The following is an 11351-nucleotide window of genomic DNA, read 5'->3' as shown; positions in this document are numbered from 1 at the left end:
CTCTTCCGATCTGAGCAATATCGTCGCTCCGTACGCCAGCCGGCTCGGATTTGTTCGCTTCAACGCCAAGCAGTTCGAAGCCGACCTCACCGAACGCATGCGCCGATTCTTCGAAAACGTCGACCGCGTCGCAACCAATCGATGGCGACTCACCGCTATCGTCGGTCTTTCGCTCGCTGGTTGGGTCTTACAGGCAGTCGCACTGACCGCAGCGTTCGCCGCGCTCGGCTCCAACGCCCCCTTCTCTGTCCTGCTTTTCGTCATCCCGCTTGCCAATCTGGCCGGTGCCGCGCCACTGCCGGGCGGACTCGGCGGTATCGAAGCCGCCTTCGTCACGCTTCTCGTTCCCACAACCGGTATTGAGGCTCCAGTCGTTACCGCAGCCGTCCTTATCTTCCGCGGCGCGATCTACTGGATGCCGGTCGTAATCGGCGGCCTCTCGGTTTCAGCGTTCGGCGTTCGCACGCTCCGGTAGCTCTCCGGTACAGAGAGACGCCCACAACCATCACCGCTGTCACACAACTGCCACACAACTCCGGCTCCAAGACTACGGAATCGCCGACCCCCAACAACCGAGACGTTAATCCCCATTCGGCCCCCAACTGCTGCTACCGAGCCGCTATGTATCGTGGAGGCCACGCCGGATTCAACGCACTGCTATATGCGCCGTTCGTCCCACTCGTCGCACGAACCTGGTCGCTCGAACTCGCCATTCTGGGTGCGGTCATCGCCATCGCCGTTGCAAACCTGCCGGACATCGATCAACCCCTCCCCTGGCTCCACCACCGCGGACCAACACACACACTCTGGTTTGCCATCCTTATCGGCATCGTCGCCGGAATCGGAACCGCACTCGTCGTCTCCCCCACTCGATCCGTCTTCATGTTTGGCTGCGTCGTCGGCACCGCCAGTATCCTCGCACACCTCGCCGGCGACATCGTCACCCCCATGGGACTCACCCCACTTAGCCCACTCACGCGCAAGCACGTGACGCTCAACTGGTTCAAATCGAAAAATAGCTACATCAATCGCGTCGTTCTCCTCATTGGAACCGCTGCACTGAGTATATCCCTCATAGTGACGCTCAGTCACTCGTTGTAGCTGTCAGTTACCAGATAATCTGAAAAGACACCACTAAGGCTTACCTACAAGACCTCCAACAGCCACCCAATGCAGCCGTATCCCGTGCAACTCGAGGAGACACCAACCTGGCTCGAGTCACTCTTCGCCTCCGATCTCGCGTTCGTCGTCCTGTTTGGCCTCTGCCTCCTCGAAGGCGCAATGCTACTGCGCTTCATGCCCAGTGAACTCGTCGTCCCCGCCGCACTCGCCCTGATCGGCTCGTCGATTCCCCAGACTCTCACTATCGTCGGAATCGCCGTCGTCGGCACGACCATCGGCCAATTCTGCCTCTTCGTCCTCGCCCGCCATACCGGCCGAGACTACATCATCCAAAAACGATGGTTTCCACTCACAGAATCACGGCTCGACCGCTTCGACGCCTGGTTCGATCGCTGGGGTGCCCTTGCCGTCGCTGGAAGCAATACATTGCTGTTCGTCCGCGGCCTGCTTACCGTTCCTGCCGGCCTCTCCGAAATGGATAGTCGCTCGTTCGTCCTCCTCTCTGCAATCGGCTCGTTGTCGTTCCAGACAATACTCGCTATCCTCTACCTGTTCGGCGGCTACCTTCTCGCACTCTAATACAAACCGATATCGTATTGCAACCCCATTCCCAGCAACGCCGATGAACCACTCTGGTCCGCCGACCCAAAACGGTTCTCTCGTACCGAAGCCCTCCAACGCAGTCATACACTAGTAGTCATACTATCCATGTGAACTGTTCTCAGTAGCGTAAGCAAGGTCAAATGTAACTTCGACTATCGCTAGTCTCCACTAATGGCAGTCGACACAGTTCCCCAACAGATAGTTGAACTCGATCCGCCAGACTCCCCACCGCTACGGATCACTGTCCTCTTTCTGTGGTTTACTGACATGGTCGCTGCAACGCTTTTCTTCGTCGTCCCCTATGCAACCGAACTCAATCCGATTACTGTTCTCTTCTTCAATATCTTCGGATTGGCCGGTGTCCCTCTTGCAGCAGCACTATACGCACTCCTTATCGTCTTCATCGGACACATCCTCTCGGATCCATACGACATTCAGTTCACTCTCGCCGTCGCTTCCCTTTATACGCTCCTCGTTATCAATAACATCCTCTTACTTCTCTTGGGCGAACCACTACTGGCCCTCATCGCATAGCCACCGTCGGAAACAGCCTTCACAACTCGAGACCGCACCACAACAACTACACTCATAATTCGAGACCGCCACCACAACAACTCTACGACGGTCTCTGCTCGCTGCCCCCTGTCTCGACACCGTCTTATCGACCGCTCACGCAGCAAGTTCGTGCACGAGACTTACGACCACTCGCCTCCAAGTATCCCTCATGGAAACACCACCTGAACTCGAGGCCGCCGCAGGCGAGCAGGATGATATTACGATCACGAACAGACAGTACGACGAAGAACAGATTATTGCCGTCGACTTCGGACCCATCTCCGGCGAACCAACACTCGACATCGTCGGCGACACGGCGATCGTTGTCGTCGATGGGTCCCAGTTCGAGTTCAGCATTCCCGCAGATGCAAACGACGTGGTAGTCAACGATGGCGTCCTGACGATTACGGCATAATCGATCGTGGCCCACCGACGGAGACACAGACACACCGCGTTTCCGGTGGAAGTCGACGTCCGATCGTTCAAACGGAATAGCGATTTCCGCTGAACACTAAAGGTCAAGATAGTCCGCAGAGTTCGCTCGGACCGGACCCGATCAGGGAACAGGAATCGTTGCTCGGACCGAGCCCGCCCAAGTCCGTAGTGATCGAAAGCGGCTACGGTATAATTCAGGTCAAAACGGACACACGAGTGTGGGAGCGGAACTACCACAAGCACTCAGTCAGGTGCCTGAGTGATTATATCATATCTCAACCTGGATTCGACCGTGCGGTTGGCATCGAAAATGACAGCACCGAGAGATCCACACACACATCTATGATCTACGGATGAATGGGCGATGTTCGATCTGAGAATGGGTCATTCAAAGAGTTGTTTATTCGGGAAGTCAGTTAGGTGAGAGATCGTCGAAGAGAGGTTTGATGCGTTCACGTCTCCGTTAGATAACAAATAGTTTTCATCCAAGTAGTAGCGGAGGTCACGCTCGATTCGTGGTACCAGTTCGTCTGCATCGGTTTCGAAATAGGATAGTGCACACGCCGATCGAATGCCCGGGAGAACACTCCCGCTAGATAACTCAGTCATCCTGGACAGATTCGCCTCGGATTTGAGAACTGAGCGGGCGTTCTCGATTTTGTCCATCGTCCAAAGGGGATGGTCCGGAAAGGTATCGTAGAGGCGGCCCAGCGGATGCAAATTGACGGGTTGGTAGGAGAGTTCCTTTAGCCACCGTTTCTGTGAGTGAGAGTAGACGTGGTAGAGCACTTCATTTCTGAGAAGGTGCCAATATCGTCGGTTCCGTAGTATGAGTGTAGCCGAGCGTCGGGGAGTCGGCCTGATAAAATGTTTAATCACCCCGTCGCTGTGAACGCGGAGATTCGATCGAAGCCCATCAAGAAACCGCCAAAGGTCGTCCTCTATCTCGGATGACTCCGGTACGAGTTCAACTGCAGCCCCCGCAAACAAAATCTGATGGTTCATCGTCCGGTCGAACGACAGCGAACGGCCGTCGATTTCGATCCGCTCCCACAGACCTACCTGTTCGTTGAACGGATGGATCGAATAGACTTCTTCAGCGGTGCTACTAGCGTCCTGTCGGCCCAGTAGTACCCCAGCCAGAGATAACGCTCGTATCGGTTCAGCCTGACCAACCAAGCCATTACAGGCGTCTTTCTCGTCCGTCTTGCGACAATAGAACGTATACCCATCGGGCCGGTTCGATTTCTGGAGAAGGAAATCAGTTGCGTGATCCGCCGCCTGGTAGTATTTCTCGTCACCCGTGATTTCGTATACCGTTGAAAGGGTCGTCAACCAATGTGCCGTCGTTCTGACCGGAGTTTCGGGCTCATCGTACGCGTAATTCCGCCCTGGTGGGAATGATCCATCATCTCGCTGATAGTGAAGAGCAGAGCGTGCGCTTCGTTCTAAGAGTTCGTGGACAGAGATTTCGGGATGATTCGATCGCGACTGTTGCGTCCCCATCTTCTTAGGGGTATACGAGAGTGTCCAATAAGAGTTCGGAGGACGGATGACGATTCCAGATCGAATCGTAGACGCTAGTTCCTCGCAACGAGTTGCGTCTCTCGCGAGCGGGTCCGGAGCAGTTTCACGGTATACCCGTTGCTGGTTAGAAGGTCGACGATGGGATCGCTATCGACGTACCGTTCGTGTACTTCACAGAAGATCGCTCGGCACGATTCCAGTGCGGTTTCAAACCCGCGGAGAACGTCATATTCGGCACCCTCAACGTCGATTTTCATCACTGTTGGGCGAGGGAGATCATGTTCGGTTAGCGCCGAATCACCGGTCATAACTGGCGCAGAACAGACGGTATTCGCATCGTCGTGGTCTCTCGTTGTGAACGTCCCCACGCCGAGTTCATCGTCGAACCGATCCGGAATACAGAGTTCGATCGTCCCCGATTCATTGCTCAGTGCCGTCTCGAGTACTGTCGCATCGACATCGTTCATGCGACAGTTTTCCACCAGCCGCAACGCAGTCAACGGATGGGGCTCGATGCTAATTACGTCCGAAACACGCTGCCCAACATAACACGAGTGTGTCCCGATATTCGCACCGATGTCCCAAAAGACGTCTGTCGGCTCCACTTCATCAAGCAGCCGGTGAATGAGAAATGATTCGTTTTGATAGTCTCTGGCGCGGAGATATTCCCGAAACGTCTCCGTATAGAACGTCGCCGAAACGCCGGCAACAGTATTCGTGTGTGTATTACCGGTTAATCGGTGTCTCGTCTGAAGATATCGCCATTCGAGGTGGGTTTGGGCTTCAGACGCTAGTTGGTCAACAGCGGTATGCATAGTCTTGAGGCACAGAATACCGACGATTGTGTATCTGTCACGGCGGCTCTCAGGCAAAAGTCCACGCCGAAGAGCGCCAAAAAACACGGGCAAGCATTCGCACAGTCAGTCGCAGTGTTCGCACAATCAGTAAACCGCGGTTAGCGACGGATGGAGCGCAACGCACAGTAGTTGACGTTTGTTTGTGGTCTATCCGTCTCCAGCGCGATCGGTACCAACGATGAACAGCCGACCCGAACCCGCAATACCGGGTCTAATCACGGCTTCCGTGCGGGTGTTTATACGTCTGCCCGGACAATCTGCTGGCGTCAATGGAGACTGATGAATTACTCACTGTCCTGGAAGACGCCGGATTGTCTCCATACCAGGCGGCTGCATACGCCACTCTACTCGAACTGGGCACTACGTCCGCAAGTGAACTCGCATCGGCGAGTGACGTGCCTCAACCACGGATTTACGATGTCCTCCGGACACTGGACGAGCTGGGATACGTTACCGTCTACGATCAGGATCGCCTGTATGCGCGGGCAAACGATCCACAGAAGGCCCTGACTGGAATCAAAACAGCGATCCAGCAGTACAAATCCGCCATCGACGAAATCGAAACCCGATACCAGGAACCCGAACGACGCGACGGGAACGTCAGTCTCGTCCAGCGGTTTCGAACCGTCTTCGACCACGCGCGTGATGCGATCACAGACGCTTGCGAGCACATTCAGCTAGCCGCGACGCCCAGCCAATTTACCACCCTTCAACCGCTACTTCGGGACGCCTACGACCGCGACGTTCACATCCACCTCTCGCTGTATCTGCCAGAGGACGACACTTTCACCGTCGAAGAAGCCGAGTTCGAAGGCGTCTGTACCGAAGTTCGCCATCGTGAACTCTCAGGGCCGTTTCTCGTATTAGTTGATCGAGAGCGGGCGTGCTATGCGACGCCGAATCGACTCCCGCAAGAATACGGCGTTCTCATCGATGACTACACGACTGCATACGTCTTCCATTGGTACTACCTGACACGTCTCTGGGAAGTATACGAACCGATCTATACCGATCGGAACGACAACCCCCCGTACTCGTTCGTCGAAATTACCGAATGTATTCGTGCTATCGAACCACTCATCGAAGCGGAACAGAGAGTAACGGGGCAGATTACTGGGGAATATACGACCACTGGACGCGAGTGTCAACTTACTGGCCAGTTCGTTGCCGTCAATTATACCGGATCTCGATCAGAGACGGAGGACACATCACTCCTGAAACTCGCTGCTGAAGCCCAGATTCAGTTTGAGACGACTGAAACAGTCTATACCGTTGGCGGGCGCGGTGCATATATCGAGGATATCGCTGCCAAACGCTTCACGATCGATCAGGTTGAGACTGAGGCCAGCGGTTCGTAAGTACTGAGACGACGGTTCGCAAGGAACGACACACGAGTTCGCCGTGGGTCAGGCGGTTGTTTCGCTGTCGCGGGGAGCGCGGGTAATCGTCGGGACAATCCCGGAGAACACGACGATGAGAACTGCCAAACCGAGGGCAGGGACGAACGCCGTGCGCAGTGATGTCGTCTCTGCAATGAGACCAATTGCAACCGGACCGACGGCGAATCCGGCATAGCCTGCGGTCGAGACTGCAGCGATTGCCGGTTCCGTCGGAGAATCGGGATCGAAATTACCGGCGAGGCTCAACGCAACCGGCATAATGCCGGCTAGACCGAGTCCGAGGATACCGAACCCGATCAGTGAGAGGACTGGGTGGGCGAGAAGCGTGACTGCAACGCCGGTAGCGGCTACGGCTGCAGTGAGGCGAATGAATTGTGTTGGACCAACCCAGTCGACGATCCAATCGGCGAGAAATCGTCCAACCATCATCGTAAGAGAGAACGCTGCAAAGCCGAGCGCAGCGATCGTTGCGGAAGCATGCGCGCTGGTTTCGAGGAAGACAGCACTCCAGTCATTACCGACACCCTCGATGAACAGGGCACAGAAGCCGATAGCGCAAAAGCCAATGAGTTTCCGGGATGGCAGTGTAACTGTTGGCCCAGTATCTGTGTCAGGGTCCTTTGGGAATAGCCACAGGCTTGCTACAACTCCAATAGTGAGGAACGAAGCCCCTACGAGCATGAAATGAGTCTGGACAGAGAGATCCAAGCTCGTCGCGACCGCACCGAGTCCTGCGCCGACCAGCCCACCACCGCTGAATAGTGCGTGGAAGCTACCCATGATCTGCCCTGAATAGGACTGTTCGATTCGGACGCCCTGAGCGTTCGCTGCGACATCGATCAGCCCCTTTCCAAAGCCGAAGACGAGGAGAATGCCGACAAGCATGGCGAGTCCATCAGCGAGCGCAATAATCACGAGTGTAAGGCTATAGACAGCGAGTCCACCACGGATTACGTGTCGCCCACCATAGTGAGAGACGAGAATACCGCTTGCTACCAGTCCGATGATGCTTCCGGTTGCAAGTCCAAGCAGTGCGATTCCGATATCTCCCTCCGAAAGGGACAGCGCAGAACTCACGGCAGGAATACGAACTGCCCAAGTCGCGAAAACTGCTCCGAGGATTCCGAAGATAATCGAATTCGCAAGACGAGCTCGGCGAGGTGAAGATTCTTCTTTTGAGATAGTGAGGGCCCCTACTACCGAGTCAGAACCGTTTTTTCGAGAAGCCATCAGTCATTGGTCAGGAATACACGCCAATAAGACTTGTCAACATTAGTAACAACACCCGTTGTTAACCGCGCCGTCCCTAGCTCTATCACCACGGCAGTTTGCCAAAATGATAGTGAGTCCTGATACGGATTCATCGAGGTCATGAATCCAAATCGGGCTCGCGAAGATCACGTATGAGGAATAAATAGCGGAATCAACTGAACTCTCAGCAACCAGTACCACTCCCAGAAATCAGTACCCCACTCTTGCTGGCTTCCTGTTTCTACAGGTGGTTCAAGGCAAGTGCCCCGGGGTCGTTCGAGAGAGCGGAGTTCTTCCGTGATGACGAGACGCCAACGTCTCGAACCACTTGACCCCGAGGCAGTGCACTAATCAAAGTTGATAGCTGCTGATCGTCGATAGCAACTCTCAGATGAGATCATTGCAACAACACACCGGATTTCCGGTGGAATCCCACCGGGATAGGATCGCTCCAAGAGCAGACTCGGAAGGAGATCAAGCTTAAAAGGGTTTGTAGCACAGCGGAAAAGACGAGTTCAGAGAAGAAAGAACACTACAAGATCAGAAGAGAACGCTGGAGAGAGTCGACTACACAGTGGTTGGCCGCGATTTTCACCGGAAACCAGGTGTCCAGAGAGATTATAATGGGACGCTCAGCGGCCGACAAGAGAAACAGTCTCGTATTGACTGCTGTCCAGCAGTATGAGCATCCGACTATCAGCAAGTCCCCTAGAAAGCGGAGTTCCGAGACGCACACACCGGGTTTCCGGTGAAATGCAAGAATAGAGTGGAGTGACTGCTGTTCTGACCGGCAATCTGAGCAGAACTCTTCCGAAGCGAGATGTTCAACCGGCTACTGAACTCCCAACGGAAGTTTCTGCTACCACTACAGACACACACCGGGTTTCCGGTGAAATAGGAATCCAGAACGGGGAGGGAACTAGAAGTATTCCCTCATTAAACAGATGGTTTTATATACAACACCTGAGTAAAGTCCATTGATTCAGTCGCAAACTATAAAGAAGACATCGTCGCCAAAAGGTAGTCTTTTCCAGTCGAAAATACCGCTTTATCCGTTCTGATGTCGACTCTTTCCGTTTGGCGTTCCGCACTGAACTCCTCTGATAGCTGAACCTCTTATTACTGAACTTCGAGTTAGGCCTGTCTTCATCGTTGGAACGCCTCTTCTTGCTCTTTTACCTGTTTCGGTGTCTTTCTTTACCTATCTCTGTTTGTGGCTCTATCGTTCGGGAAGTGTTGACATTGTATCCAACCTACCCCTATTTCATCTGGACCACTCTGCACCAACACACCCGTTTCACCGGAAACCCGGTGTGTGTGTCTCCGTGGTAGCTCTCTTTTTTGTCTTTGCCCGTCTCTCTGCATATTGATCGCTCTCCGCACCAGTGACGAAACGTTCAAGATGTTTCACCGGAAACACGGTGTCCAAGGTATGTCTGATTCCGACGATCTCTTTATTCGGGAGGATCCAATTTTTGTCAACAAGGAACTCCTCGAAATTAGCCACCTCCCGGATGAAGGCCGGATCGTCGGACGTGACGAGGAAATCGGTCAGCTTGCAAATGCGGTCAATCCTGCGATTTTCGGCCAGAGTCCAAGTAATGTGCTGATCTATGGCAAGACTGGAACCGGAAAGTCGCTCTGTGCTAAGTACGTTTCTCGACGACTCGTTGGCACGGCCGAGGAGGAAGGTGTCGATGCCGTCTTTGCCTACGTTGATTGTGCACAGGATACAACTGAAACGCAGGCTGTTCAGACGATCGCGAGTTCAGTTAACACGGAGGAGACGGAAATCTACATTCCAGACAAGGGGATCAGTACGGCGACGTATTACAAGCGACTTTGGCGAATTCTCGACCAGAAATACGATGTCACGTTGATTATCTTAGACGAGATTGACAAACTCGAGGACGATGCGATCCTTATGCAACTTTCGCGCGCGGGTGAGGCGGGAAAGGTAACCGATTGTAAGATCGGTGTTATGGGCATCAGTAACAAGATCAAGTACAAAGATCGGATGGACGAGCGGGTCAAGTCGAGTCTCTGTGAGCGCGAGTTCGTCTTTCCGCCGTACAATGCAGGGCAACTCAACGAAATTATGGCTGCACGAAACGATGCGTTCCGGAATGGAGTACTCGAGGATGCAGTTATTCCGCGTGCAGCGGCGCTCGCAGCTCGAGAGCACGGTGATGCGCGAAAGGCAATCGACATTCTTCGGTATGCCGGGGAGATCGCACAGGCCAAGGGAGCGGAGACCGTTCGAGAAGAGTTCGTCGTGCAAGCGCGCGAGCGCGCGGAAGTCGATCGGTTCCGTGAACTCATTCGTGGGTCGACACCGCATTCTCGATACGTGCTCCAGGCATTGACAGTGCTGTCTCTTGAGCACAACCCCGAGGGTGCATACAGTGATGCGGCAGATGAGACCGATGGCTTTCGAACCACACGCGTGTACGATGTGTATGAGCAAATCTGTCGGCAGGAGGGAGCGGATACGCTCTCGCTTCGTCGCGTTCGAGATCTGTTGAAAGAACACGCGTTTCTGGACATCCTCGAACAATCTAGGCATAGCGGCGGGAGTGCCGAGGGGAGCTATACAGAACACACGCTCCTGGAGGACCCGGAAGTCGTCCGCGATGTCCTTGCTGAGACGGTGTCGTAAGGCAGCGTACGTAGGGTAGAATCTACTGGGATCGTTACCGTTACTCTCTATACTATTGTTCGTCATCCGGAAGCTCAGTTCATTCGGCGATGACGAACTCACAATTCACCGGAAACCCGGTGTGATCAGTCTCTATGGGAGCAGGCATCCCCCGTTCAGTCGGCGTATCTCCCCTCCTCATTTCACCGGAAACACGGTGTGTTAGCTCGCGCGCAAAAGAAATCTATTCACTGGGTGCAGTCCCGCTATTCACCGGAAACCCGGTGTCCCCATCTCTTCTCAGCGTGAACTCGAGGAAAGACGATTCTTCACTATCCCTCTTTTGCGACGCGAGGAAAGTTGTTCGAGAACGTCGAGAGGACTCGATAAGATGGTGAAACGGGCGATAAAATACTCGCCGCTATACGCGTAGTCGAATCGATCCTGAGCGCGAACTCGTCATGACGCCGGTCTCGGTATTGTACGGAACCTCTAGGGGCTATGAGAGCGAAGCATCACGAACGAACTCGCGAGTGTGAGTACTCCCAGTGAAAGCGTACCGTAATGAATTCAGCAGAGAGCAGTGAGCTATCCAAGGGCCACGTGTATCTGTGACGTGTCTAGGATTTTCCAACTGAGCTGAAACTGGTAGAAGTTCCTCTCGTGGTCATCAGTTTCAGTACACGCTGCATCTCTCCGCCCATCGACATTATCTGTTCTCGTTGAGAGTGTCCCTATTAGACACGGTTGAGACTCACTCTCTTTGAGGACGCAGTTCGTAGGCCTTAAGTATGAACCGGGGTCTACAAAATAGTAGAAGGAGATGAGGACTGCACCCCTCTGGTCCGCCAGAAGATGTGGTCTGATGTGAGCCTTGGTAGTTCGGTGACGCCCGATCGGTTCACGATCGCGGCCGCTCACCGAACGTGGACCCATTTAGTGTGAGTGCATTAGCATTCACCG

Annotated in this window: 10 protein-coding genes; 7 read left to right on the top strand and 3 right to left on the bottom strand. The window is 54.1% G+C overall.

What is annotated here, in order from left to right:
• From C484_RS02250 to C484_RS02230, 5 genes are all read left to right on the top strand, one after another.
• Positions 1-475, top strand: a 475-nt coding sequence (locus C484_RS02250) for a lysylphosphatidylglycerol synthase transmembrane domain-containing protein (protein WP_006824357.1), incomplete at its 5' end; no start/stop codon positions are given.
• Positions 476-621: 146 nt separating this feature from the next.
• Positions 622-1101 (top strand): metal-dependent hydrolase, encoded by a 480-nt coding sequence (locus C484_RS02245; RefSeq protein ID WP_006824356.1) that lies wholly within the window; start codon positions 622-624, stop codon positions 1099-1101.
• A 69-nt stretch (positions 1102-1170) separates the two neighbouring features.
• Positions 1171-1701: a DedA family protein gene (locus C484_RS02240; RefSeq protein WP_006824355.1), complete on the top strand. Its 531-nt coding sequence runs from the start codon at positions 1171-1173 to the stop codon at positions 1699-1701.
• Between the two features lie 195 nt (positions 1702-1896).
• Complete coding sequence (locus C484_RS02235) at positions 1897-2259, top strand: hypothetical protein (RefSeq protein ID WP_006824354.1); 363 nt, start codon at positions 1897-1899, stop codon at positions 2257-2259.
• Positions 2260-2449: 190 nt separating this feature from the next.
• Positions 2450-2695 carry a DUF7127 family protein gene (locus tag C484_RS02230; protein ID WP_006824353.1) on the top strand — a complete coding sequence of 82 codons (246 nt, stop codon included), beginning with the start codon at positions 2450-2452 and terminating at the stop codon, positions 2693-2695.
• A 404-nt stretch (positions 2696-3099) separates the two neighbouring features.
• On the opposite strand, the gene C484_RS02225 is transcribed toward C484_RS02230, so the two are convergent.
• Both C484_RS02225 and C484_RS02220 read right to left on the bottom strand, forming a co-directional pair.
• Entirely contained in the window at positions 3100-4221 is a 1122-nt protein-coding gene (locus C484_RS02225; protein ID WP_239640908.1) for a hypothetical protein, read from the bottom strand.
• 74 nt (positions 4222-4295) lie between these two features.
• Complete coding sequence (locus C484_RS02220; protein ID WP_239640907.1) at positions 4296-5057, bottom strand: FkbM family methyltransferase; 762 nt, start codon at positions 5055-5057, stop codon at positions 4296-4298.
• A gap of 311 nt (positions 5058-5368) precedes the next feature.
• Here C484_RS02220 and C484_RS02215 point away from each other — a divergent pair, with 311 nt between their 5' ends.
• The gene (locus C484_RS02215) at positions 5369-6457 is read left to right on the top strand and encodes a TrmB family transcriptional regulator (protein WP_006824350.1); all 1089 of its coding nucleotides are present in this window, start codon (positions 5369-5371) and stop codon (positions 6455-6457) included.
• Positions 6458-6505: 48 nt separating this feature from the next.
• Here the strand turns inward: C484_RS02215 and C484_RS02210 are convergent, their stop codons facing one another.
• Positions 6506-7729 (bottom strand): MFS transporter, encoded by a 1224-nt coding sequence (locus C484_RS02210; protein ID WP_275040104.1) that lies wholly within the window; start codon positions 7727-7729, stop codon positions 6506-6508.
• 1453 nt (positions 7730-9182) lie between these two features.
• Between C484_RS02210 and C484_RS02205 the strand changes: the two genes are divergently transcribed.
• Entirely contained in the window at positions 9183-10409 is a 1227-nt protein-coding gene (locus C484_RS02205) for a Cdc6/Cdc18 family protein (RefSeq protein ID WP_049914983.1), read from the top strand.
• The last annotated feature ends 942 nt before the right edge of the window (positions 10410-11351 follow it).

This window comes from Natrialba taiwanensis DSM 12281 (assembly GCF_000337595.1).
Taxonomy (GTDB): domain Archaea; phylum Halobacteriota; class Halobacteria; order Halobacteriales; family Natrialbaceae; genus Natrialba; species Natrialba taiwanensis.
This window is presented reverse-complemented; position numbering and strand designations above follow the sequence as displayed.

Coding starts and splice junctions, on each gene's coding strand:
- C484_RS02245 (WP_006824356.1), top strand. CDS start 622: ATGTATCGTGGAGGCCACGCCGGATTCAACGCACTGCTATATGCGCCG.
- C484_RS02240 (WP_006824355.1), top strand. CDS start 1,171: ATGCAGCCGTATCCCGTGCAACTCGAGGAGACACCAACCTGGCTCGAG.
- C484_RS02235 (WP_006824354.1), top strand. CDS start 1,897: ATGGCAGTCGACACAGTTCCCCAACAGATAGTTGAACTCGATCCGCCA.
- C484_RS02230 (WP_006824353.1), top strand. CDS start 2,450: ATGGAAACACCACCTGAACTCGAGGCCGCCGCAGGCGAGCAGGATGAT.
- C484_RS02225 (WP_239640908.1), bottom strand. CDS start 4,221: ATGGGGACGCAACAGTCGCGATCGAATCATCCCGAAATCTCTGTCCAC.
- C484_RS02220 (WP_239640907.1), bottom strand. CDS start 5,057: ATGCATACCGCTGTTGACCAACTAGCGTCTGAAGCCCAAACCCACCTC.
- C484_RS02215 (WP_006824350.1), top strand. CDS start 5,369: ATGGAGACTGATGAATTACTCACTGTCCTGGAAGACGCCGGATTGTCT.
- C484_RS02210 (WP_275040104.1), bottom strand. CDS start 7,729: ATGGCTTCTCGAAAAAACGGTTCTGACTCGGTAGTAGGGGCCCTCACT.
- C484_RS02205 (WP_049914983.1), top strand. CDS start 9,183: ATGTCTGATTCCGACGATCTCTTTATTCGGGAGGATCCAATTTTTGTC.